Genomic DNA, 26,161 nt, shown 5'->3' with positions numbered 1-26,161 from the left:
TTTAAAAATTTTTCTGATATACTATATAATAAAATCTATTTTTAATTTGAAAGGAAGATCTAATGAAAATAAATAAAATTTTAAACTGTGATATCATAGTTGTAGGAAGTGGGATAGGAGGACTTACTGCTGCTAAGAAAGCTGCTGAAAGAGGAAGAAATGTCATTCTTGTCACAAATGGAAAATTATGTGGAGGAGCTAGTTATTTCCCTCTAAAAGGAACTTTAGGAATACAAGCAACAGCTGACCAAAAAGAAGATTTAGATTTTTTTAAAAATGATATAAGAACAATAGGAAGAGGAATGGAAAACCCTCATATGATTGACACATATATAAAAGATATCAAAGAAAGTATAACTTCTCTTAATGAAATTGGTTTTAAACCATGGCTAAGAAACGATAAGAGACCTGCATGTTTTGCTAAATATGCCAGAGATATTTTCCTTATAAATGAATGGGAAAAGGCTAAAGAAGAAGCAAAAATAATATTTAAAAATATTGAAAATATAAAAATAAAAGAACAAGCTAAAATAATAAAAATTTTAAAATATAATAACAAAACAGCTGGAGCTGTTTTTCAAAGTAACGAAGGAGAACTTTTTATAATAAAAGCTCCTGTAATAATAATGGCTTCAGGAGGAATAGCTGGACTTTATGAGCACAATCTTTATCCTTCAGATATTGATGGATCAGGACATGTTGTTCTTCTTGATGCAGGAGCTCAACTTCAGAATATGGAATTTATTCAATTTATTCCTGCATTTATAAAACCTGTATATAATACTCTTTTTGGAGAACATACTTTAAAATATTGTCTTGGAATGTATACTCATGATGATAAAAAATTATTTTCAGGAATTGAGGATAAAAATATAAAAGATTTATGGCTGGAAAGAAGTTCCTATGCTCCATTTAGCTGTGATTTTAAAAGTTCTGTAATAGATTTAAAAATGGCAGATAATATAAATGGAGTAAAACTAAAATTTCATAAAGATTTATATTTAGATGAAGGAGAATTTTATAAAGTTTATCTTGATTGGCTAAAAAAAAGTATAGGTATAGATATGTGCAATGATGAAGTTGTTGTTGCTCCATTTGCCCACAGTTGTAATGGTGGAGTAAAAGTCAGCTGTAATGGAGAAACAAATATTCCTGGAATTTTTGCTGCTGGAGAAATTATATCAGGAGTTGAAGGAGCAAACAGACTTGGAGGAAACTCTGTAGGAGGTGCTTTAGTATTTGGAAGAAGAGCTGCCTGCACTGCTGATGAATATATAAAAAATAATCCTTTAGAAAATATTTCTAATGAGTATTTAAAAAATGAATTCACAAACTGGGTTAATTCATTAGAATCTAACAATACTACAAAATCTTCTTCTAAAAATGACATCATTAAATCTATAAAAAAACTTATAACAGAAAAAGGTGGAATTAAAAGAAATGGTGAAAAATTAAAAGAAGCTCTTATAGAAATTGAGAAAATAAAAAAAGACTACAATATAAAAACTTCTAATAAAATAGATTTTGAAATATATTTTAAAACAGAAACTGCTAAAGTTTTATTTACTGCAATGCTTAACAGAGAAGAAAGCAGAGGGGCTCATTATAGAGAAGATTTCCCTAAGCAATCAGATATAGTATATAAAATTATAGTTTTTAAAGAAAATGGCTATATAAAAGTAAAAAAAGAATATAATTAATTTTTATTAAAAAACAATTATTTCAAAAGATAGACAATCTCCTTTAAAATTGCAAAAATAATTTTAAAGGAGATTTTTATTATATCCTTTTTCATATCTTTATTAATTTTAAAAAAAGTTGGATATAAAACTAAATTTATGGTAAAATTTTTAGATGAGGGAGGAGGATAAAATGAAAAATAAAAAGCTGGAAAATACTCTTTTCAGTTATATTTCCAGGATAAGAATAAAAAGTTGTTGTTTTATTGAAAAAGAAGCTAAAAAAAAAGGTATAACTTTAAGTTATTCTTATATGAGAATAATTATTATACTTCACTTTAATAAAAAACTTTCTATGAAAGAACTTACAGAACATTTAGGACGAGATAAATCTACTGTTACAACTCTTATAAACAAACTTGAATCTGAAGGATATATCAAAAAAACAATATGCCAGTCAGATAAAAGAATAACTTATATAGAGCTAAAAGAAAAATCTCAAGAATTACTTGACACAATTTTTGAAGTATCAGAAATATTTCAAGATAAAGTGAAAGAAATAATAGGAGAAGAGGATTTAGAAACACTCTATAGAATAAATAAAAAACTTCTTGATAGTTGGAATGTATAATTTTTTTAAAGGAAAAAAGGATGGAAAAATAATATGAGTAGCGATGTCAAACATAAATTTATGGGAACAGAAAAAATTACAAAACTTTTGGTGCAGTTTTCAGTACCTGCAGTTATAGGAATGCTTGTTAATGCTTTGTATAATATTGTAGATAGAATTTATATAGGAAATATTAAAGAAATAGGACACTTTGCAATAGCTGGAGTTGGACTTACTTTTCCTGTAGTTATTTTATCTTTTGCTTTTGCAGTTCTTATAGGACTTGGTTCTGGAACAAATATATCACTTAATCTTGGAAGAAAGAAAAAAGAAGAGGCAGAATGTTTTCTTGGAAATGCTATAGGATATGGAATAATTGTTTCAGTAATTCTGATGATTCTTGTCTTAATTTCTATGGACAGCCTTGTTGATATTCTTGGTGGAAGTGAAAATACAGGAATTTTTACAAAACAATATCTATCTATTGTTGCATTTGGATTTCCTGCTGCTATTGTAGGATATGTAGCAAATGTTGGAATCCGTTCTGATGGTAACCCAAGAATGTCTATGGCAACTCTTCTTATAGGAGCAATAATAAATATAGTTCTTGATCCTATTTTTATTTTTTATTTTGAAATGGGTGTAAAAGGAGCTGCTCTTGCTACAATTATATCTCAGTATGCTTCAGCTGCATGGACAATATTTTATTTTAATTCTCGTTTCAGTGGATTAAAATTATATGCTTCAAATCTTATTCCAAAATTAAAAAGAGTTAAGGACATTACTATGATGGGATCTGCTCCTTTTGCTCTTCAGCTTGGATCTAGTTTTGTAAATTATACATAATAACAGTACTTTAAAAATTTATGGTGGTGATGCTTCAATAGGAGCAATGGCAATTATTCAAGGAATAGTAATCTTCCTAGCTATGCCTATTTTTGGAATAAACCAAGGTGTTCAGCCAATTTTAGGATATAACTATGGTGCAAGACTTTATGGAAGAGTAAAAGAGGCTCTTTTCAAAGCAATCTTTGCTGCAACTGCTATATGTGTTGTTGCTTTTATAACAACTCAATTTTTATCAAAGTATTTTATTTTTATTTTTACAAGAGAGCAAGAAATTTTAGATATAGCTATTAATGGTCTTAGAATAAATACTATAATGTTTCCTATAATAGGTTTTCAAATTATTTCTTCTGTATACTTTCAAGCTGTTGGAAAACCAAAATTAAGTTTATTTATAAGTCTTTCAAGACAAATAATCATTCTTATTCCATGTATTAAAATAATGGGAAAATTATTTGGCCTTACTGGAATATGGTTCTCTGCTCCTGTTGCAGATTTTCTTTCAACACTTCTTACTTATCTTCTTATAAAGAGAGAAATGAGAATTTTAAAAGAACAGCTTAGAAAAAGACATAAAGAACTAGTTAAATCTAAAGTAGAAGGAAGACTTCTTGAAGAAGAAGAAATTGAACTTAGAGCAAAAATAGATTAAAAATATATATTATTAAAATGGGGGCTATTGTAAATTCACAAAAATACAACAACCCCATTTTTTAATAATAAACTATATTGCTTTAAAATATTTCTCCAGCCTTTTAACTGCTTCTTTAAGTTTTTCCATATCAACAGTAAGAGCAATTCTTATATATCCCTCTGTTCCAAATGATATTCCAGGAACAACTGCCACTTTTACTTTTTCTAAAATATCCATTGTAAATTTAAAAGAATCTAATTTTGAAAGATCAGTATAATCTGCAAAAATATAAAAAGCTCCTTTAGGTTTTAAAACCTTAAAACCTATCTTCTCTAAAGCAGAAGCCATATATTCAGCCCTTTCTTTATAAATATCTGCTGTATTAAAATCTGAAAATTTTTCTAAGGCTATTTCAGCACCTTTAAGAGATAATGACATAGGACAGCTCAAAGTATAAAAAGTTGCATTTAAAAAATTTTTTCTATATCTTTCAGGACATAATGTGTAGCCTATTCTCCATCCTGTCATTGAATATGATTTTGAGAAACCATTTATTATTATAAGTTTATCCTTTATCTTCTCAAAAGAAGCAAAAGAATAAAATTCATAAAAAACAAGACTGCTATAAACTTCATCTGCTATTAAGAAAATATCTCTTTCTGATATAAAGTCTGCTACTACTTCCATTTCTTCCAAGGTCATAACATTCCCTGTAGGGTTACATGGATTATTTAATAAAATTGCTTTTGTTTTTGGTGTTATATATTTTTCTAATGTTTTACGGGTTATTTTAAATTTTGTTTCATGTATATTTAAAATTACTGGTATCCCATAACACAATTCAATCATTGGAGGATAAGCAGGATAAAAAGGTGAGGTTATAACCACTTCATCTCCTGGATTTATAATTGTTTTAAAGCATGAAGAAAGAGCCTCAGAAGCACCTACATTCATTACAACATTTTCTGCATTATAAGTTGATTTATATTTTTTATTATAATATTCAGCTACAAGAGTTCTTATTTTTTCACTTCCTCCTGCCTGTGCATAATTAAGCTGATTATTTTTTCCATATTCCATGGCTTCTTCAACAAGATTTTTAGGAGTAGGAATATCTGGCTCTCCTATTGTAAGATTTATTACATCCGAATATTTAGTTGCTTCTTCTTTAAGAACTCTTATTAAAGAATATTTTAATTTTTCTGTTTTTTTATTTAATCCTATCATAAAAAATATACCTGCTTACTCTTATTTTCTTAAGTCTTCTACAAGCTGTGTCTTTTCTAAAGTTTTTTTATCAACAGTTTTTATTATTTTAGCAGGATTTCCTGTTACAACTGCTCCTGCTGGAACATCTTCAAGAACAACTGCTCCTGCTCCTACAACTGCTCCTGCTCCTACTTTTACCCCCTCAATTATAACTGCATTTGCTCCTACAAGAACGCCATCTTCAATAATTACAGGATTTGCTGAAGGAGGTTCTATTACTCCTGCTAAAACTGCTCCTGCTCCTATATGACAATTTTTTCCAACAGTTGCTCTTCCACCTAGAACTGCTCCCATATCAATCATTGTATTTTCACCAATAACAGCTCCAATATTTATAACTGCTCCCATCATTATAACAGCATTTTTTCCTATTGTTACCTTATCTCTTATTATAGCTCCAGGCTCTATTCTTGCATCTATATTCCTCAAATCAAGAGTAGGGACTCCTGAATTTCTTCTGTCATTTTCAATATAGAAATCTAGTATTCTATCCTTATTTTCTTCTATTATTCTATCAATTTCAGAAGACTCACCTATTAAAATATAAGATTCGTCTCCCTTAAAAATTTTTGCTGAAGTTGAAATTCCTGAAAGATTTCCATTTATATATGCTTTTACAGGTGTTTTTTTCTCTGAACTTTTTATAAAAGCTATTATCTCTTCTGCTGTATTTAAACTGTTCATCTATTTTTGTCCTCCAAACATTTCATTAGTATCTAATTTAAAATATATCTTTCATTGAATAAAGTCCTGCTTTTTGTTTCACTAAAAATTCAGTTGCCTTTAAAGCTCCTTCTGCAAAAATCTTTTTAGATAGAGCTGTATGCTTTATTTCAAATATTTCATCATTTCCATAAAAGAAAACAGAATGTTCTCCAACTACTGTTCCTCCTCTTAAAGAATGTATACCTATTTCTTTTTTTTCTCTTGGATTATTTCCTTCTCTTCCATATTGTCTTTTTAAAATTTCTCTACAGTTTCTTTCTATAACTTCTGCAAGAGTTTTTGCTGTTCCACTTGGCGAATCTATTTTTTTACTATGATGAGTCTCAACAATTTCTATATCATAATTTTCATAAAGGACTGGAACTATTCTTGAAAGTATCTCTTGCATAAGATTTATTCCCAATGACATATTTGAAGAAAGAAGAATAGGTATTTTCTGAGATGCTTTTTTTATTCTTTCAAAAATTTCTTCTGAATATCCAGTTGTAGCCAAAATAACTGGAAGATTTTTTACTTCTGCAAATTCAAGTAAAGAGCTTATTCTTGAAAAATGAGAAAAATCTATAATAATATCTCCTTTTTCATTTGTAAGTTCATCTGCAAATCCAGTTACAGTAAAATTTTTACTTTGTTCTGCAGTTTCTTTTAAAATTTTCCCCATTGTTCCTGTTCCATGTATTATTATTTCCATTCAGATACCCCATGTTCCTTTAAAATATCATAAAGTATTTCTTTATTTTTATCACTCATAGAACCAAGAGGAAGTCTGCATCCACCTACTTCATATCCTAAAAAATTCATAGCTTCTTTTATAGGAACTGGATTTACCTCTATGAAAAGAGAATTTACAAGATTATTGTATTTAAGCTGAAGCTCTCTTGCTTTATCAATATCTCTATTAAAAAATGCCATAACCATATTGTGAACTGTTTCTGGGATTATATTTGCTGATACAGATATAACTCCCTTTCCTCCTATTGAAAGAAGAGGAACAGTCATATCATCATTTCCTGAATAAAGATCTAATTCTGGAACTTCTCTTGCAATTTCTGCTGCATAAGATATATTACCACTGGCTTCTTTTATTCCTGTTATATTTTCTATTTCTGAAAGAATTTTTATAAGATTTACAGACATATTTACTCCTGTTCTTCCAGGAACATTATAAAGAATTATAGGAATTTTTACACTTTCAGCTATTGCTTTATAGTGACTGTAAATTCCGCTTTCATTTCCTTTATTATAATAAGGAGTAACTACAAGAAGTCCATCTGCTCCTAATTTTTCTGCTTCTTTACTAAGCCATACAGCATGCTTCGTATTATTTGAACCTGTTCCTGCTATAATAGGAATTCTTCCTCCTGCCACATCAACAGAAAACTTTATTACTGCAAGTTTTTCTTCGTCAGACATTGTAGAACCCTCTCCTGTAGTTCCTGTAACTATTATTGCATCTGTTCTGTTTGCAATGTGAAACTCTAAAAGCTCTCTTAATTTTTCAAAATTTACCTCATTATTTTCATTAAATGGAGTTACAAGTGCAACCCCCGAACCTGTAAATAGTGCCATTTTTTCCTCCTTAAAATTTTTCTGTATTTTTAAAAAGTTCAGCTATCTGAACTGCATTTGTTGCTGCCCCTTTTCTTATATTATCAGCAACTACCCATAAATTTATACTTTTTTCTTTACTGAAATCTCTTCTTACTCTTCCAACCAAAACTTTATCTTGTCCTGTTGCATCAGCTGCAAGAGGATACATATTTTTTTGAGGCTCATCTATAAGAATTATTCCTTCAAAAGCAGCAAAATCCTTTTTAATCTCATCTATATCAAAATCATTTTCCAATTCTGCTGTTATTGATACTGAATGAGAATTTATAACAGGTACTCTTACACATGTTGCTGTTACTGGAAGATTTGGAAGACCAAGAATTTTTTTTGTTTCATTTATCATTTTCATCTCTTCTTTAGTATACCCATTATCAAGAAAAGAGTCTATATGTGGAAGACAGTTATTTACTATATCATGTGGGTAAGTCTTTGCTTTTAAACCTTTTAATCCATTCTGAAGATCTTCTATTCCTTTGTGTCCTGTTCCAGATACGGCTTGATATGTACTGTATATTACTCTTTTAAGTCCATATTTTTCTGAAAGTACTTTTAATGGAAGCATGCATTGGATTGTTGAACAGTTTGGATTCGCAATTATTCCCATGTGTTTAAAAGCAACTTCTTTATTTACTTCTGGTACAACCAAAGGCACTTTCTCATCCATTCTCCAAGCTGATGAATTATCAATAACTAAAATCCCTTTTTCTGCTGCTATTGGAGCATATTTTTTACTGATATCTCCTCCAGCTGAAAATAATGCTATATCTATTTCTAAATCAAAACTTTTTTCTGTAAGTTCTTTTACAATATATTCTCTTCCTTTAAATTCTATTTTTTTACCTGCACTTTTTGCAGAAGCAAAAAGATAAAGCTCAGTAATTCCTAAATCTCTTTCTTCCAAAACTTTTAAAAATGTTGTTCCTACAAGACCTGTTGCTCCTACTATCGCTATTTTCATAATGCCTCCTTACTTAATTCTCACAAGCAAAATTCTTCTGCTGCTGCATTTACAGCCTGTTCTATCATTCCTCTGTCTATGCTACATGAAATACTAATTTCTGATGTCGTCACTTGATAAAAATTAACCCCTGCTTTACTTAGAGCAGAAAAAAATCTTCCTGCTATTCCTGAATTATTAATCATTCCAACACCTATTACTGAAATCATACCAAGCCCTTCTCTATATTCAATATCAGCTTCTGGAAATATTTCTTCTACTCTTTTTATTACCTGATTAAGAAGATACTTTTCTGATGCTTGACAGCTAAAAGAAATTTCAGTTGTTCCGTCTCTTAAAATATTTTGAGTTATCATATTTATATTAAGTCCATAATTATCAACTGCAGTAAAAATTTCTGCAATTTTTTCTGATGAATAAGGTATATTTAAAATTGTTGTTATTAAAATATCTTTTGCAATACTAATTCCTGTCACAAGTTTTTCTTCTAAAGCTGTACTTCTGTTCATAATATATGTTCCTCCTGTTTCACTTAAAGTTTTTCCTACAAAAATAGGTATATCAAATTTTTTGCCAATCTCAACAGCTCTAGTTTCCATTACACCAGCTCCCAAATTTGACATTTCCATCATTTCTTCATAAGAAATTTCTTTTAAAAGTTTTGCTTTTGAATAAATTCTAGGATCTACATTATAAATTCCATCAACATCAGTATATATTCTACACTGGCATTTAAGAGAAGCAGCAAGAGCAACTGCACTTGTATCTGAACCCCCTCTTCCTAAAGTTGTAATATCTCCTTTCTCATTTATTCCCTGAAATCCTGCAACAATAACTATATATCCTTTCTTTAGATAGTTCTCTATTTTTTCAGTTCCTATACTTTCTATTTTACTTTTTGTATGGACTCCCATTGTTTTTATTTCTGCTTGATATCCTGTTAATGAAACTGCTTTTTTACCTTTTGAATTAATCGCCATTGAAAGAAGAGCAACTGTTTGTTGTTCTCCAGTTGCAAGGAGAGAATCAAGTTCTCTTTGATCAGGATTTTCTGATGTATCTTTTGCCATTTTAATAAGAAAATCTGTTGTTTTTCCCATTGCTGAGGCTACTACTACTATTTCATCACATATTTCTTTAAAATTTACTATATAATCTGCTATTGCTTGTATTTTTTTTATATCAGCAACACTTGAACCACCATATTTAAGTACAGCTCTCATTATATTCGTCTCCTTTACATAATTTTTTGCATAAAAAAACCAGCAGATTGTTCTCTGCTGGGTAATTTTAAAAATAATCTAAAAAAAATTATATTAAAAAAAACGCAACAGAAAGCACAACACTAGAACTCCTGCAAATTCTAGTGACAGTTATACAGATATTATCTGCATTCCCAGCATAAAATCTATCCCCATAAAATTTTACACTTCGGCAGTTTCTCCTTTCACTGTATATCAAAGCCGGGAAGCTCTATACAGCTACTATTATCAACTGCGCCTCAATCTGTTCATATTGATTTTGTAAGAATTTTACAGCAAATACTAAAAAAATAAAAGTTTAAAATATAAATTTTAAATATATATAAAATATATTGTACTTTTAAATATCTCCGTCTTACAATTATCAAAAATATAAAATAAAGGAGACCAACTATGGAAATTCAAAATATATTTTTAAAAGACAGTGAAAAATATTTACCTTGGGTTATTAATATAAGACATGAGCTTCACAAATATCCTGAACTTGATTTTAATCTTCCTGAAACAATAAAAATAATCACAACTTCACTTAAAGAATTAAATATTCCATTTAAAACAGGAATAGGGAAAAGTGGAATTATTGCTGAATTAAAAGGAAAAAATAAAAATATAACAATTGCACTAAGAGCAGATATGGATGCTCTTCCAATTATAGAAAAAAATAAATGTCCTTATACTTCCAAATTTCATGGAAATATGCATGCCTGTGGTCATGATGCTCATATGGCTGTTCTTCTTGGAGTAGCTAAAATTTTATCTGAAAATAAAGAATACCTTCCATGTAATGTAAAATTCTTATTTCAGCCAGCAGAAGAAACAACTGGAGGAGCTCTTCCTATGATAAATGATAATTGTCTTAAAGATGTAAGTGCTATTTTTGGACTTCATATGGATCCATCTTTAGAAACAGGAAAAATAGGAATAAAATATGGGGCAATGAATGCTTCTTCAACTAGAATAAAATTTAAAATAACTGGAAAAAGCTGTCATGGAGCATATCCAAGCAAAGGAGTAGATGCTATTGTAACTGCTGCACAAGTTATAAGCAGTATACAATCAATTATAAGTAGAAATATAGATTCTAGGGATTCTGCTGTAATAACTTTTGGACAAATATCTGGAGGAGAAACTGAAAATATAATTGCTCAAGAAGTTACATGTATAGGAACTATGAGAACCATATCAAATCATACAAAAGAAGTTTTAAAAAAACGACTTGAAGATATGGTTAAAATGATAAGCAATGCTTATGGTGCAAAAGGTGAAATTCTTTTTAAAGACAGCTATAATGCTCTTATAAACCATGATGAATATGTTAATATCATAAAAGAAAACAGTGAAAACCTTTTAGGTAAAGAAAATACTATTATAAAAGCATTAACTGATATGGGAGTTGAAGACTTTGCATATTATTTAGAAAAAGTTCCAGGTGCTTTTTTTCATCTTGGAACAAAAAATAAAGAAAAAGGAATCACAGCCCCTCTTCATAGTGAAAACTTTAGTATAGATGAGGATTCTCTTTTAATTGGAATAAAAATTCAAATACTTAACATTCTTTCAACATATAAAAAATTAAAATAATTTTCTTAAAAAAAAGGATTTTTTTATTTTTTTAGAAAAATTAATTAAATATTTTGTTAAGGGAGGATTTTTATGTTTATCAGAAAATTTAAAAAAGAAGATGCTGAAATTATTTCAAAACTTATAGAGCGAAATCTTATGGAAGTAAATATAAAAGACTATCCAAGAGAACATATGATTGAATTTGCTTCATATTATAACCCTGAAACAGTTAAAAAAACTGCTCAGGAAGGACATATGTATGTGGCATGTGAAAATGAAAAAATTATAGGCTGTGGAGCTATTAAACCTTTTAACAGTGAAAACGAAAGTATTATTGTCGCTTTTTTTATTCTTCCTGAATATCATGGAAAAGGAGTAGGAAAAAGTTTAATCAAAGAGCTTGAAAAAGATGAAATATTTTTAAGAGCAGAAAGAATTCAAGTTGATGCTTCTCTTTCTTCACATATTTTTTATAAGAAGATGGGATATGAGTATTCTGGTGGAATTGCAAAATCATGTAATGGTGAAAACTACAAAATGGAAAAATTTAAATAAAACCGGGAATTTTTATTTCCCGGTTTTATTTTGTATAAGCTTTATAAATTTTCATCTGAAAAAATCTTTGAACTTAAAGGTTCTATTGTAAAGTTTATTTCTTCTTCTGTTATTTTTATATTTTCCTTATCAAAAAATGATTTTAAAGAATCTGAAGAAATGTTTTTAAATATATAAGGATAATCTTTTATACTCAATTTTACATTAAACGAAAGAAGCGGATTTCTGTTAATAAATACAAAAGCAAAATGACTGTTGCTTTTTTTCAAATTTTTATTAAAAGAATCTTTTTCATTTAAAGAATAACGAAGAATTCCATAAACATCTTCATTTATCGGTATTTGTTTAAAATATCCTGTTGTAAAAAAATCATTTCTATTTCTTAAAGATGTAAGTGACTTATACCAATCTTGAATATTCTTATCTTCATTTCCCCAAGGGAATGTACGCCTGTTATCAGGATCAGCTCCTCCCCTTACTCCAGCTTCATCTCCATAGTATATGATAGGAACTCCTGGGAAAGTCATTTGCATAAGAATTATAAGCTTGAAAATTTTAATCTCAAGGTTTCTTAAAAGCCCTCCCTTTTGAAGAATCTTTTCCCTGTAAAGTTCTTTTTTATAAACTATATCTTGCATAGTTCCAGCTACACCTTCAGTCATAGTAAGTATTCTTACAACATCATGTGTACCTAATATATTTACAAGAGAATAAAAATTTTCTTTGGGATAATTTTCTTTCATTTTTTCAAAAAAGCCTGCCAATTTAAAACTGTCAAATTTATTTGAGAAAAAGTCAATAAAATAATTTCTGAAAGGATAATTTGTGACAGAATCAAGTTCTTCTCCACACATATATTCCCTTCTTACATTATAACTTATTTTATTTGTAGCATCTTCCCATACTTCTCCAAGAAGAATTGAATCTTTATCTGTTTCATGACATTTTTTTCTTAAAGCTTTTAAGAAAAGTCCTGGAAGTTCATCAGCCACATCAAGACGCCATCCTTTAATTCCCATCTTCATCCATTTATTTACAACACTATCTTCATCATTTATTATATAATCCATAAAAGATGGAGATAATTCATTTACACATGGAAGATCTTTAACTCCCCACCAACACTCATAATCATTTGGGTGTTTATAGAAAGTATACCAATCGTAATATGGAGATCCTACTGAATTGTAAGCTCCCACTGAATTATAAGTTCCACAGGCATTAAAATATCTGCTGTCCATTCCAGTATGATTAAAAACTCCATCAAGTATTATATTAATTCCTCTTTTTTCAGCCTCTTTTATAAGCTGTTTAAAATCATCTTCTGTACCAATCATAGGATCAATTTCTTTATAATCCCCTGTATCATATCTATGATTACTTCTAGCTTTGAATATAGGATTAAGATAAATAAGATTTATCCCCATTTCTTTTAAATAATCAAGTTTTTTTGTTACACCAAGAAGATTTCCTCCAAAAAAATCCCAACGAAGAATCTCTCCATTTTTACCTTTTATATATAAAGGAGTGTCACTCCAATCACCATAAATAAAACTATTTTTTTTATGGCAATTTATTTTCCCATCTGGATTTCCATTAAAAAATCTGTCTGGAAAAATTTGATAAATAATAGATTTTTTAAACCAATCTGGAGTTGTACTTTCAGGATAATATGTTGTTATTTGATATGATTTAGGAAAAGAATCATAAACATTTCCTCTTCCACTCATTTCATCATAATTATTACCGTAATACTTAATTACTCCTCCTGTAAGTTTTAATTCAAAATAATAGAATAAAAGATTTGGAACACTTGGAGAATCAATAGTGCATATATATTCCAAATATACTTCTTCTCCTTCTTTCTCTAGTTTATTTTTAACAGGAAGCTGTTCCATAGAATATTCTACTCTATTGGGGCAATTTGGATTAGCTTTGTTATCTTCAAGCACATGAAGTCTTACATTTTCAGGCATAGCCTTTTCATTGATTTTTATTTTAAAAGTTATTTTTTCCCCACAGGGTACAGCTCCATAAGGAGCTTTGTACTCTGTATCCTGTGAGTTAAATATTACATATTCATCTTTCCAGTTTAAAGCAAGATATTCCATAATTAGTCCTCTCTGTTTCAGATATAAGAATATTAAAAACTATTCACTTATTTTATGAGGTTTTATATTCCAGATTTCATCTGCATATTTCTTAATAGTATTATCAGATGAGAATATACCTGAATTTGCTATATTTGTTAAGCTCATTTTCAGCCATCTTTCTTTGTCTTTATATAATTCATCAACTTTTTCCTGAGCTTTTACATAAGAGTCAAAGTCTTTGAATACAAAGAATTCATCATTAGTATCAAATAAGTTTCTAAGTATAAGATTAAATTCATCTGCTCCTACTCCAAAGAAACCATTCTTTAATTGACTGATAATAAGCTGTAATCTTGGATCATTATTAAATGTTTCATAAGCATTATATCCTCCATGAGCATAATAATCCATAACTTCTTCTGAAGTTAATCCAAATACAACAATATTGTCTCTTCCAACAGCTTGATCAATTTCTACATTTGCTCCATCAAGAGTAGCCATAGTAATTGCACCATTCATCATAAACTTCATATTTCCTGTTCCTGATGCTTCTTTTGAAGCAGTTGAAATTTGTTCACTAATATCTCCTGAAGGAATTACTTTTTCAGCAAGAGTTACTCCATAGTTTTGAAGGAAAACAACTTTTATTTTTCCATTAATTTCAGGATCATTATTAACTTTGTCAGCTACACAGTTTATAAGTTTTATAATTTGTTTAGCTAAATAATAAGCAGGTGCAGCTTTTGCTCCAAAGAAGAATGTTCTTGGAACAATATCTTTTGATGGATTAGCTTTCAGTTCATTATATAAATTCATTATATGGAATATATTAAGAAGCTGACGCTTATAAGCATGAAGTCTTTTTACTTGAATATCATAAATAGAATCTGGACTTATTTCTATACCATAAGCTTTTTTAACAAAAGCAGCAACTTCTGCTTTTCTTTTGTATTTAATATTTCCTAATCTTTCAAGAACTTTTTTATCATCTATAAAATTCATTAATTTTTTTATTTGAAGAGGATTTTCTACCCATTCATCTCCAATTGTATCAACTAGAAGATCTGCAAGATCTGTATTTGCTTTTATAAGCCATCTTCTATGTGTTATACCATTAGTTTTATTATTAAATCTTTCAGGATACATTTCATAGAAATCTTTCAATTCTCTATGTTTTAAAATTTCAGTATGTAACCATGCAACTCCATTTATAGAATGTGATCCTATAATAGCAAGATTGGCCATTCTTATATTTCCATTTTGAATAATGGCCATATTATTTATCTTGTTCCAGTCTCCATAATATTTTTTAGAAACTTCAAGACAGAATCTTCTGTTTATTTCCTCAACAATCATATATATTCTAGGAAGAAGTTTTGCAAACATATCTTTAGGCCATTTTTCAAGAGCCTCTGCCATTATTGTATGGTTAGTATAAGCAAGTGTTTTCACTGTAATTCTCCATGCTTCATCCCATTCAAGTCCTTCTTGATCAAGAAGAATTCTCATAAGTTCAGCAACGGCAACAGCAGGGTGAGTATCATTTATATGAATAGCTATATAATTATGTAATTCAGTTATAGGCTCTCCTGTTTTCTTAAATCTGTTTACTATAGTTTGAATTCCAGCACTTACAAAAAAGTATTCCTGTTTAAGCCTTAATCTTCTTCCTGATTCGCTAGAATCATCAGGATATAAAACTTGAGAAATCTCTTCAACAGAATATTTATGTTCTAGATATCTTAAATAATCTCCTCTTTGAAGTGATGATAAGTTAATATCACTTTCATCAATTTCTGCACTCCAAAGTCTTAAAGTGTTAACATTTTTAGTGTGGAATCCTACAATAGGAACATCATAAGGGACAGCTCTTATAACTTCACAGTTTTCATAAACAGGCTGAAGCTTGTTTCCCACCTTTCTCATATAAACATTTCCACCAAAATTTATATTAATACCTCTGTTTGCTTTTTTAACTTCCCATACAAAGTCTGTTTTTAACCAGTCATCTAGTTTTTCTACTTGATAACCATTAACAATTTTTTGTTTGAAAAGACCGTGTTTAAAACGAATTCCACATCCATGTGCTGGTAAAGAAAGAGATGCCATAGAGTCCATAAAGCATGCAGCAAGTCTTCCAAGACCTCCGTTTCCAAGTCCTGCATCAGGTTCCATAGCAGCTAACTCATCTAAATCTATTCCTAATTCAGCAAGAGCTTCTGAACATAAATCTTTAATTCCTAAATTAATTAAATATGTATCTAAAAGTTTACCTATTAAGAATTCCATTGAAAAATAATAAGTTTGCTTTACTTTTCCCTCAGTATAAGCTCTGTTAGTTTCAGCCCATCCTTCTGTCACATAATCTTTGATTAGCTTACCAAGAGCTAAGTATTTATGGTCAATAGATGCTTCACTTACTCCCTCTGCAAAAGTAAATGTCAGTCTTTTTAAATAATCTTGTTTAATTTGTTCTTTTGTTATTTGCAATTTGTTCCACTTCTCCTTATCTTTAGCTAAATTACTGTAATTTGCTATACAAGTTTTTTGTAAAGCTCGTTATATTTTTTAGCAGAATCTTTCCAGCTAGTTTCAGCTTTCATACCATTCTTCTGAATAGCAAGCCATTCTTTTTTATTTTTATATGTTTCAATAGCAAGCTGAATAACATTAAGCATGTCATGTGCATTATAATTTGTAAATGAGAATCCATTTCCTTCTCCTGTATATTTATTATAAGGAGTAATAGTGTCTTTAAGACCTCCTGTTTCTCTTACAATAGGCACTGTTCCATATCTTAAAGCTATAAGTTGTCCTATTCCACAAGGCTCAAATAGTGATGGCATCAAGAACATGTCTGATCCAGCATATATAAGTTTTGCTAGTTTATCGCTGAAACCAATATTTGAAGATAATTTTTCTGGGTAGATATGTGAGTAGTATTCAAATAAATCTTCATAAGCCTGATCTCCTGTTCCTAATATTACAAGTTGCATATCAAGATGCAGGATTTCTTCGATTACACCTTTAATAAGATCTAAACCTTTTTGATTAACAAGTCTTGATACAAGCCCTATAACAGGAATATCTTTGTCAATAGGAAGACCTAATTGTTTTTGTAATTCAGCTTTATTTACTAATTTGTTTTTCATTGTAGTCAGTCCGAAATTTTTCGGAATATCTTTATCTCTTCTAGGATTATAAGCATCGTGATCTATACCATTTACAATACCGTAAAGTTTATAACTTATACCATTTAATAATCCATCAAGATTTTCTCCATAATATGGAGTTCTTATTTCATCAGCATAAGACTGGCTTACTGTATTTACTATATCAGAGTAAATTATTCCACCTTTCATAAATGAAATTGCATCATAGAATTTTAATTTATCTTCAGTAAAGTAAGAATCATCAAGTCCAAGAAGCTCATTTAAAACAGTTTTTGAGAAAATTCCTTGATATTTAAGGTTATGTATAGTGTAAATAGTTTTAATATCTTTGAATCTTACATCATATCTGTAAAAAGCATCAAGAAGAACAGGAACCATTCCTGTATGCCAGTCATTACAATGAATAATATCAGGAATAAAACCATCAATATATTTTATTGATTCTAAGACACCTCTTGAAAAGAATGAAAAAATTTCTCCATCGTCAAAGTGTCCATAAGGCTCATTTCTTTTAAAATAATATTCATTATCCATGAAGTAAAAGTCAACTCCATCATGTTTTAAATGATCAAGTCCACAATATTGATTTCTCCAACCTACAGGAACAGTATACTCAGCAATATGATCCATTTTTTCTTTAAATTCATCTGAGATTTTTCCATACTTAGGCATAATCACTCTAATATCAACACCTGATTTTTTCAGATATTTTGGAAGAGCATGTGCCACATCTGCAAGTCCTCCTGTTTTTAAAAATGGAGCAGCTTCAGACGCTACAAATAATACTTTCATCTTTGGTGCCTCCTAAATTTCTAAAATTACTATCCTACATAGAAAATTCTTTTTCTATTACAAGAGGATAGATGTCACTTCCTTTTAGCTCTGTTCCTGCATCAAGAGTAACATTTTTATCTATAATAACATTTTTAATTTTAACTCCACTTTTAATAGTGCAGTTTTGAAGAAGAATACAATTTTCTATTTCAGCTCCCTCTTCAATAACAGTATATCTTGAAACAATACTATGTTTTACAGTTCCTTTTATCACACATCCATTTGCAACAAGAGCATTTTTTACAACAGATCCATCATAATATCTTGTAGGAGGTGAATCTTTTGACTTACTGTAAATTGGGTTAGATTCGTTAAAGAAAAGTTCTCTTGTTATATCTACTGAAAGCATATCCATGTTTGTTTTATAATAAGCAAGAAGTGAATTTATACAAGCAAGATATCCTTTGTATTCATATCCTTTAACTACAAGTTTATCTATATTTTCATATATAACAGCTTTTAATTTGTAAGCATAATCTATATATGCACATTTTTCAACTAAAGATAGAAGAAGTTCTTTCTTCATTATAAAAATTTCAGCACATATATTTATATCCTTTTCATTTCCTGTATTTTTACAAACATCTATGACTCTGTTATCACTGTCAAATTTTAAACAGTCACATCCAATAAAGTTTTTATCTCCATCATTTATTTTTTTATAGATTACAGTTATATCTCTTCCAGATGATTCATGTTCAGCAACAGCTGCTTTTAAATCAAGATTTGCTATCATATAAGTAGAAGAAAAAATAACATTTTCTTCTTTTGCTTTATATAAAAACTCAAGATTATCTTTAATCATTTGTACATCATAATTAGCATTCATACTTCTGTTAAAACTGAATACAAAAATTCCTCCATGTCTTCTGTTTAACTCCCATGCTCTTCCTGTTCCTACATGGTCTCTTAAAGAACGAGAGTCATTATCTGTAAAAATTCCAATAGTTGTAATTCCTGCATTAGACATATTAGAAAGCATGAAATCCACTACTCTGTATTTTCCAGCTAATGGTATAGAAGCTACTGCTCTATGTGCAGCAAGTCTTCTTAAATTTTCTTTATTTTCAATAGCACTTAATATTCCAATATAATTTTTAAGCATAATTTACCTCTCCCTTCAATTATTTAACTATATTTTCATTTACTATTCTGTCTTCTTCAATAAGAAGGATTTCAGACTTACCTGCAACTTCAAGGTTATCCCCTACAACAACCTTTCTTCCAAATATAGCTTTATCTACTTTTGAATTTTTTCCTATTCTTGTATCACACATAATAACAGAGTTTGTAACCTTTGCTCCTTCTTCAATATATACTCCTGAGAAAAGAACTGAGTTATCAACTTCACCTTTTATTACGCACCCTTCTGTAATAAGAGAGTTTTTAATTGTTGCATTTTCACCTATAACTTGCCCTGGCTTATTTGGAGCTTGTGAATAAATTCTCCAGTTTTTATCATAGATGTCAAAATCAATGTCTTCATTAATTAAATCCATATTTGCTTCCCAAAGGCTTTCAATTGTACCAACATCTTTCCAGTATCCCTTAAATGGATATGCCATAAGTTTACGACCTTCTCCAAGCATTTTAGGGATAATATCTTTACCAAAGTCATTAGAAGAATTTGGATTTGCTTCATCTTCAATCAGTGCTTGTTTAAGAGCTTTCCAGTTGAAAATATAAATTCCCATTGAAGCAAGTGTGCTCTTAGGATGAGCAGGTTTTTCCTCAAATTCATAGATTTGTTTATCTTCTCTAACATTCATAATACCAAATCTTGATGCTTCTTCAAGACTTACTTCAATAACAGCTATTGTTGCATCAGCATTATGCTTTTTATGATATTTAAGCATTTCATTGTAGTCCATTTTATAAATATGGTCTCCTGAAAGAATAAGAACATATTCTGGATCATATTCATCAATAAAGTCCATATTTTGATATATAGAGTTAGCAGTTCCCTTATACCACCAACCACCATTTTCCTGCATATATGGAGGTAATAAACTGATTCCTCCAAAGTTTCTGTCTAAATCCCAAGCTCTACCTATACCAATATAGTTATTTAAAATCTGAGGCTTATATTGGATAAGAACTCCAACAGTATCAATTCCTGAGTTTGTACAGTTACTTAAAGGGAAGTCAATAATTCTGTACTTTCCACCAAAAGGAACAGCAGGTTTTGCATTATTTTTAGTAAGCAGTTTAAGTCTGCTTCCTTGTCCACCGGCTAGTACCATTGCAACCATTTCTTTTTTCATAAATATCTACTCCTTCCTAGTTTTTCAGTTTTATATGAATTACCAAATTATACATTTTTTAATATATATTTTATTTTATTAAACTATGCTTTGAAACAAATTTAGGCTTTAAAATTATAGTAGACAACGGAGGAATCTCTAAAGATACAGAATATGGCATTCCATGTTTTTCCTCTATTAAAGGTTTTATAATTCCTATATTTCTTATATTTGATCCTCCATAAATATCTCTGTCACTGTTAAATATCTCTTCATAATCTGTTATTCTAGGTATTCCTACTTTAAAATTAGAATAGTGAACTGGGGTGAAATTACATATAATCACAAGATAATCATCTTTATCTCTGCTTTTTCTGACATATGAAATTATACTTTGATCAGCATTATTATGGTCTATCCATTGGAAACCATCACTTGTACAATCTAATTCCCATAAAGATTTCTCTTTCTTATAAAGATGATTTAAATCTCTTACATATGATTTCATACTATCATGAATAGGATATTTAAGAAGTTTCCACTCAAGTTCTTCATAATATCTCCATTCTATAAACTGACCAAATTCCCCTCCCATAAACAGAAGTTTTTTACCAGGATGTGTGTACATATATCCATAGAACATTCTAAGTGAAGCAAATTTATTTTCATAATGTCCAAACATCTTGTCTAAAAGTGATTTTTTACCATGTACAACTTCATCATGTGAAAGTGATAAAACAAAGTTTTCAGAAAAGCTATACATTAAAGAAAATGTAATAAGATTATGATTATACTTTCTATAAATAGGATCTAACTCCATATATTTAAGCATATCATTCATCCAACCCATATTCCATTTATAATTAAATCCAAGTCCCCCTATATATGCAGGTCTTGTAACAAGAGGCCACGCTGTAGCTTCTTCAGCAATCATAAGAGGATTTTTGAAATATTCAAAAACTATCTTATTGAGAAGTCTTAAAAATTCAATGGCATCTAAATCTTCATCTCCTCCATATTTATTTTTAAGACCATGTATTTCTGGTTTTCCATATTCCATATATATAACATTGGAAATAGCATCTGCTCTTATACCATCAATATGATATATCTCATAAAGAAAAACAGCATTAGAAACTAAAAAACTTCTTACTTCTGGTTTTCCTAAATCAAAATTTGCAGTTCCCCAGCCATAATTTTCCCCTCTTCTATCATCTTCATATTCAAAAAGAGGTGTTCCGTCAAATCTATATAATCCGTGAGCATCTTTACAAAAATGCCCTGGCACCCAGTCCATTATAATTCCTATTCCTGCTTTATGAAATTCATTAACAAAATATTTAAATCCTTCAGGATCACCATATCTACTTGTTATTGAAAAATATCCTGTTACTTGGTATCCCCATGAAGCATCAAGAGGATGCTCTGCCAACGGCATTATTTCTATATGAGTATAGCCCATTTCTAATATATATGGTAAAAGTCTATCTGCTATCTCTTTATATGAATAGAATCCTCTTCCATCTTCTTCTTTTTCTTTCCCTAATTCTTTTTCAACAGCTCTTTTTCTCCACGATCCCAAATGAAGCTCATAAATATTCATAGGATTTTCATAGGAATTAAAACTTTCTCTTTTCTTTAACCACTCTTCATCTTCCCATTTATATGGAGAAAAAACATTTTTTACAACTGAAGCTGTATTTGGTCTAAGTTCAGAATAAAAAGCAAAAGGATCTGCTTTCAGAAATCTTTCTCCATTTTGAGGAAGTATCTCGTATTTATATATGTCCCCTTCTTTTATCCCTGGAATAAATAAAGACCAAATTCCATTTTCAGAATCTAGTTCCATCAAATGTTTTTTCCCATTCCAATTATTAAACTCTCCTACTACCCTCACTTCTTTCGCATTTGGAGCCCAAACTTTAAATTCTGCTCCTTTTCTATTTTTCTCAATAATAACTTTGCATCCAAGAAGATGATGAAGTCTAGGATTAATTTCCTGGTGAAATTTTTTCATTTCATCGTTAAAATTTAAAATATTTTTTGAAACCATATTTTCACCTCATTAATTTTGATGAATGACATTTGTTATATTAATAGATAAACAAAAAACCAAGTTCTTATACTTGGTCATTGAAAGACTGTTTTAAATAATTTTCATCAGAAAAAACTTTTATACCATTTTTAATAAATAATTCTGCAGTTATTCCATTACCATCTATTAAACATTTTGTAAAAGTACCATCATAAACAACACCGCAGCCACATGAAGGACTTCTTCTTTGAAGAATAGCCACCTTTATCCCAAGTACCTTCGCAACAGCAAGTGCTCTCTCTGCCCCAAGTATATATTCTTTTGTAACATCTTTCCCATCTTTTGTAACAACTCTTATTTTTCCCTTTGTATCCCTTACAATTTCAGCAGGTACTCTTGGTGTAGTAAGCCCTCCTAACTGTTCTGGACAGATAGGAATAGCTTTTCCCTCATTTACTAAATCTCTTATTGAAGGAACAAGATTATTTGCTCCACTATATTTGCAATTAATACCTGCAAGACATGAACTTACTAATATCATTTTAATCTCCTCCATATTAAAATGCAGGCCTATTATTTTTTAAACATTCCTAAAAACTTAACAGGTATTCCTGTTTGAAAAGAAAGAACTTTTCCTGTTTTAGGATGCTTGAATATTATTGATTTTGCATGAAGCCCAAGACGACCTAAAGGATTTGTTGATGCTCCATACTTTTTATCTCCCACAACACTATGTCCTATAGTCTGCATATGAACACGAATTTGATTTTTTCTTCCTGTTTCTATTTTTGCTTCAACAAGAGAAAAACCTCTGCTTCTCTTTAAAACAGTATAATGAGTAATCGCTTTTTTAGATCCCTCTATTTCTTTATCACTTGAAAAAGTAACAAAAGCTGAATTTTCTTTAAGATATGAAATAATAGTATCATTATCTTTTTCTACTTTTCCTTCAACTACTGCCACATAAGTTCTTTCAAGAACCATATCCTGCCAATTTGTCTGAAGAATCTGTTGAATTTCTTCTGTTTTTGCAAAAATCATAACTCCTGATGTTTCTCTATCCAATCTGTGAACAATAAACAACTTTTCAAGAGGATTTCTTGACTTAACATAATTTTTAACCATGTTATAAGCTGTTTTATCTCTTTCTTTATTTGTAGCTATTGAAAGTATCCCTGAAGCTTTTTCTACTGCAATAAGATATTCATCTTCATATACTACTTTAATTCCTTTCATGTCCTTATCTGAAAGTCTTGATTCAGTTATCATGACTTCTTGCCCAGGACTTAGAGGATGATTAAATTGAGATATTGCTGCTCCGTCAACTAATACTTGTTTATTTTTTAAAAGTGACTTTATATTATTTCTATTTTTTTTTGGTAAACTTTCTATAAGAAACTTCATTAACTCATTTTGTTCTTTTACCTTAAATTTTAAATTTCCTTTTTCTTTCAATGTTCCTCCTGTAATTTTACTGATTCTAAAAGATTAGAATATATTAAGTTCATATATATCTGATAAATCTTTATATATTTCAACACCTATAATACTATTTCCTTGATTAGTTATAACTGGGCTGAAACTACATATTCCCATTCTTTTTGGAACCACTCCAAGTATTCCCCCGCTGACACCACTTTTTGCAGGAATACCAACACTGGTAGCAAAACTTCCTGAATGATCATACATTCCACAAGTAGTCATAAGCGCTATCATTATTTTGCATATTTTTGATGAAAGAACTCTTTCTCCTTTTAAATTTACTCCCCTTGAAGCAAGCACAAGACCAGCTTTAGCTAAATCACGAGTAGAAAGTGTTATAGAACAAGCCATTGTATAAAACGACAAATTCTCTTCAACATCATTTTCAAGAACACCTATACTTTTTAAAAGATATGATATGGCTCTGTTTTTATTAGCTGTTTTATATTCAGATTCGTATATATCTCTATCTATATCAATATCTTCTCTATCAGTAAAATTGCTTATAAATTTTTTTAATCTTTCTATTTTTTCTTCAGCATTTTTTCCTTTTATCATTGAAGCACTGGCAAGAGCTCCTGCATTAATAAAAGGATTAAATACCTTTTGATTTGTTTCCAGTCTTAAAGTAGAATTAAAAGGATCTCCTGTAGGTTCAACACTTATTTTACTAAATACTTCTTCTTCACTATTATCTATTAACGCAAGAGCTAAAAGAAATATTTTTGAAATACTTTGTATCGTAAATTTATAATTATAATTACCGATATTTATTTCTTCTTTTTCACTTGTAATTATACTTAATGCTTTAAGATTAGGATTTATTTTTGCAAGTTCTGGAATATATGATGCTAAATGCCCTTCACAGCAATCTCTTTCTTTATTGAAAATATCATATACTCTATTGTCAAAAAAATTTTTCTTCAACTACTCCTCCTTATTTTAAACTATATTAAGACTATGTTATTAATAATTCTATCATATTTAAAAGAATTTTTTTAGAATTATTTTCTAAATTTCAGCAATAGTACAAGAAAAGGAAGAGCTTTTATATCTAAACTTTGATTTTTATTAAAGTAAAATTTTTATAAAAAAAACAACACAGCCTATAATGTTCATTAAATTTTAATGTAAAATCCTACTGTAAAAAAATCATGCCCTAAAATTGTATGTTATCGTAAATAAAAAAGTCGCTAAACGAAATAGCGACTTTTAAGTTCAAATTTAATTATCTTTGATATTTTACATTTCCATTTACGATGGTCATGTCCACATTATAACTGTCATCAAGAACAGCAAAGTCTGCATCTTTTCCTACTTCAATAACACCAGCATTTAATCCAAATTCTTTTGCTACATTTGTACTTGTTAATTTTACTGCTTCATAAACAGGATATCCAAGCTCTATTACATGTCTAAATGCTTTATCAAGAGTAAGAACACTTCCTGCAAGAGAGTCATTTGATTTTAATCTTGCTTCTCCATCTTTAACATAAACATCAAGTTCACCTAATTTGTAATCTCCATTAGGAAGACCTGTTGCTGCCATTGCATCTGTTATACATACAACTTTATCAGTTCCTTTTGCTTTTATCATAAGTCTTACTATTTCTGGATGAATATGAACTTTATCAAAAATAACTTCTGCATTTATTTTATCACTTATAAGAGCAGCACCTGCAACACCAGGTTCTCTATGGTTTATTCCTCTCATTCCATTAAATGTATGAGTAGAGTGAGAAAGACCTGCTTCTACAGCCTTCATTACATCGTTAAATTTAGCTGCAGAGTGACCTACAGAAATAATTACACCATTTTCTTTTAAAAATTTAACTGTCTGAATAGATTGTTCTGTATGCGGAGATAAAGACATAAGTTTTACTAATCCAGGTTTTACATCAAGATATTCTTTTATCTCTTTTTCAGCTGCTGGTTTCATATATTTTTCATTTTGAGCACCTTTATACTCAACATCAAAATACGGTCCTTCCATGTGAACTCCAAATATTGTAGCTCCATCTAATTCTTTATTTTGAAGTTCTCCTGCTATTCTTAAAACATTTAAAAGTTCTTCTTTTGAACTTGTAAGTGTTGTTGCAAGAAATTTTGTTGTTCCTTTAGTGACTATATATGAAGATATAGTTCTTAAAGCCTCTTCTGTTCCATCCATAGCATCTGCACCATTTGAACCATGAATATGTACATCTATAAATCCTGGAATAAGATATTTTCCATTAAGGTCAATTGTATTTTCAATTTCAAGAGTTTCGGCCTTTACTGGACTCTTTTTTTCAATAATGTCTCTTATAATGCCATCAGCAACAAGAACATCACCTTCAATTACTCTGTCTTTTAAAACTATTTTAGCATTTTTTAAAAGTAATTCTTTCATGGATTGTCTCCTTTATTATTAAAATATATTTATTGTGTTTTTTTATAATTATATTATAAAATATTTTATAGAATATTACAACTTATTTTGCATTTAAAATACAAGTTTTAATTACATAAATGAATTTTTCTTTCATGTATTTAAAACATCTTTACATATAAAATATATATTTTATAAAAGATATAGTTTGTAAAAT

Annotated in this window: 20 protein-coding genes, 1 pseudogene and 1 riboswitch; of the genes and pseudogenes, 5 read left to right on the top strand and 16 right to left on the bottom strand. The window is 29.4% G+C overall.

What is annotated here, in order from left to right; translation table 11 throughout:
• The first annotated feature begins 62 nt into the window (after positions 1–62).
• The 3 genes and pseudogenes from I6E17_RS06940 (at position 63) to I6E17_RS06930 (ending at position 3,787) form a co-directional block, all read left to right on the top strand.
• Positions 63–1,700 (top strand): FAD-binding protein, encoded by a 1,638-nt coding sequence (locus tag I6E17_RS06940; protein ID WP_235236337.1) that lies wholly within the window; start codon positions 63–65, stop codon positions 1,698–1,700.
• 172 nt (positions 1,701–1,872) lie between these two features.
• The gene (locus I6E17_RS06935) at positions 1,873–2,310 is read left to right on the top strand and encodes a MarR family winged helix-turn-helix transcriptional regulator (protein ID WP_176828463.1); all 438 of its coding nucleotides are present in this window, start codon (positions 1,873–1,875) and stop codon (positions 2,308–2,310) included.
• A 33-nt stretch (positions 2,311–2,343) separates the two neighbouring features.
• A pseudogene (locus tag I6E17_RS06930) lies at positions 2,344–3,787 on the top strand (MATE family efflux transporter).
• Positions 3,788–3,859: 72 nt separating this feature from the next.
• Here I6E17_RS06930 and I6E17_RS06925 read toward each other — a convergent pair.
• From I6E17_RS06925 to I6E17_RS06900, 6 genes are read right to left on the bottom strand one after another with little or no spacing between them, the layout of a single operon-like run.
• On the bottom strand, positions 3,860–4,996 hold the full coding sequence (locus I6E17_RS06925) for a pyridoxal phosphate-dependent aminotransferase (RefSeq protein WP_235236335.1): 1,137 nt from the start codon (positions 4,994–4,996) through the stop codon (positions 3,860–3,862).
• Positions 4,997–5,017: 21 nt separating this feature from the next.
• Positions 5,018–5,722, bottom strand: a complete 705-nt coding sequence (dapD, locus tag I6E17_RS06920; RefSeq protein ID WP_235236333.1) for a 2,3,4,5-tetrahydropyridine-2,6-dicarboxylate N-acetyltransferase — start codon at positions 5,720–5,722, stop codon at positions 5,018–5,020.
• Positions 5,723–5,759: 37 nt separating this feature from the next.
• On the bottom strand, positions 5,760–6,455 hold the full coding sequence (gene dapB / locus I6E17_RS06915) for a 4-hydroxy-tetrahydrodipicolinate reductase (protein ID WP_235236331.1): 696 nt from the start codon (positions 6,453–6,455) through the stop codon (positions 5,760–5,762).
• Positions 6,446–7,333: a 4-hydroxy-tetrahydrodipicolinate synthase gene (dapA, locus tag I6E17_RS06910; protein WP_176828459.1), complete on the bottom strand. Its 888-nt coding sequence runs from the start codon at positions 7,331–7,333 to the stop codon at positions 6,446–6,448. The genes dapB and dapA overlap by 10 nt, the downstream gene beginning before the upstream one ends.
• A gap of 10 nt (positions 7,334–7,343) precedes the next feature.
• A complete protein-coding gene (locus tag I6E17_RS06905) occupies positions 7,344–8,333 on the bottom strand; it encodes an aspartate-semialdehyde dehydrogenase (RefSeq protein WP_176828458.1) in 990 nt (329 codons plus the stop codon).
• A 20-nt stretch (positions 8,334–8,353) separates the two neighbouring features.
• Positions 8,354–9,556 (bottom strand): aspartate kinase, encoded by a 1,203-nt coding sequence (locus I6E17_RS06900; RefSeq protein WP_235236329.1) that lies wholly within the window; start codon positions 9,554–9,556, stop codon positions 8,354–8,356.
• Positions 9,557–9,660: 104 nt separating this feature from the next.
• A riboswitch (Lysine riboswitch) is annotated at positions 9,661–9,846 on the bottom strand.
• 142 nt (positions 9,847–9,988) lie between these two features.
• Here I6E17_RS06900 and I6E17_RS06895 point away from each other — a divergent pair.
• Both I6E17_RS06895 and I6E17_RS06890 read left to right on the top strand, forming a co-directional pair.
• On the top strand, positions 9,989–11,176 hold the full coding sequence (locus I6E17_RS06895) for a M20 metallopeptidase family protein (protein ID WP_235236327.1): 1,188 nt from the start codon (positions 9,989–9,991) through the stop codon (positions 11,174–11,176).
• Between the two features lie 72 nt (positions 11,177–11,248).
• Complete coding sequence (locus I6E17_RS06890) at positions 11,249–11,713, top strand: GNAT family N-acetyltransferase (RefSeq protein ID WP_176828455.1); 465 nt, start codon at positions 11,249–11,251, stop codon at positions 11,711–11,713.
• 41 nt (positions 11,714–11,754) lie between these two features.
• Here I6E17_RS06890 and I6E17_RS06885 read toward each other — a convergent pair whose 3' ends face one another.
• The 10 genes from I6E17_RS06885 to nagA all read right to left on the bottom strand — a co-directional run bounded on the left by I6E17_RS06885 (position 11,755) and on the right by nagA (position 25,965).
• A complete protein-coding gene (locus tag I6E17_RS06885; protein ID WP_176828454.1) occupies positions 11,755–13,824 on the bottom strand; it encodes a glycoside hydrolase family 13 protein in 2,070 nt (689 codons plus the stop codon).
• 39 nt (positions 13,825–13,863) lie between these two features.
• Positions 13,864–16,296 carry a glycogen/starch/alpha-glucan phosphorylase gene (locus tag I6E17_RS06880; RefSeq protein ID WP_176828453.1) on the bottom strand — a complete coding sequence of 811 codons (2,433 nt, stop codon included), beginning with the start codon at positions 16,294–16,296 and terminating at the stop codon, positions 13,864–13,866.
• 44 nt (positions 16,297–16,340) lie between these two features.
• Positions 16,341–17,771: a glycogen synthase GlgA gene (gene glgA, locus I6E17_RS06875; protein WP_176828452.1), complete on the bottom strand. Its 1,431-nt coding sequence runs from the start codon at positions 17,769–17,771 to the stop codon at positions 16,341–16,343.
• A 34-nt stretch (positions 17,772–17,805) separates the two neighbouring features.
• Positions 17,806–18,918 carry a glucose-1-phosphate adenylyltransferase subunit GlgD gene (glgD, locus tag I6E17_RS06870; RefSeq protein WP_176828451.1) on the bottom strand — a complete coding sequence of 371 codons (1,113 nt, stop codon included), beginning with the start codon at positions 18,916–18,918 and terminating at the stop codon, positions 17,806–17,808.
• A 19-nt stretch (positions 18,919–18,937) separates the two neighbouring features.
• On the bottom strand, positions 18,938–20,077 hold the full coding sequence (locus tag I6E17_RS06865; protein ID WP_268825966.1) for a glucose-1-phosphate adenylyltransferase: 1,140 nt from the start codon (positions 20,075–20,077) through the stop codon (positions 18,938–18,940).
• A gap of 70 nt (positions 20,078–20,147) precedes the next feature.
• Entirely contained in the window at positions 20,148–22,109 is a 1,962-nt protein-coding gene (gene glgB, locus I6E17_RS06860; protein ID WP_176828450.1) for a 1,4-alpha-glucan branching protein GlgB, read from the bottom strand.
• A 67-nt stretch (positions 22,110–22,176) separates the two neighbouring features.
• Complete coding sequence (locus tag I6E17_RS06855) at positions 22,177–22,632, bottom strand: DUF523 domain-containing protein (protein ID WP_176828449.1); 456 nt, start codon at positions 22,630–22,632, stop codon at positions 22,177–22,179.
• Between the two features lie 32 nt (positions 22,633–22,664).
• Positions 22,665–23,546, bottom strand: coding sequence for an RluA family pseudouridine synthase (locus I6E17_RS06850; protein ID WP_235236325.1), 882 nt, complete (start codon positions 23,544–23,546; stop codon positions 22,665–22,667).
• A 33-nt stretch (positions 23,547–23,579) separates the two neighbouring features.
• Positions 23,580–24,500, bottom strand: a complete 921-nt coding sequence (gene glsA, locus I6E17_RS06845) for a glutaminase A (RefSeq protein WP_235236323.1) — start codon at positions 24,498–24,500, stop codon at positions 23,580–23,582.
• A 301-nt stretch (positions 24,501–24,801) separates the two neighbouring features.
• Positions 24,802–25,965 (bottom strand): N-acetylglucosamine-6-phosphate deacetylase, encoded by a 1,164-nt coding sequence (gene nagA, locus I6E17_RS06840; protein WP_235236321.1) that lies wholly within the window; start codon positions 25,963–25,965, stop codon positions 24,802–24,804.
• Positions 25,966–26,161 lie beyond the last annotated feature (196 nt).

It is taken from the genome of Fusobacterium perfoetens (assembly GCF_021531595.1).
GTDB lineage: Bacteria > Fusobacteriota > Fusobacteriia > Fusobacteriales > Fusobacteriaceae > Fusobacterium_B.
The sequence above is the reverse complement of the archived record's forward strand: the minus strand, read 5'-3'. Positions and strand labels throughout refer to the sequence as shown.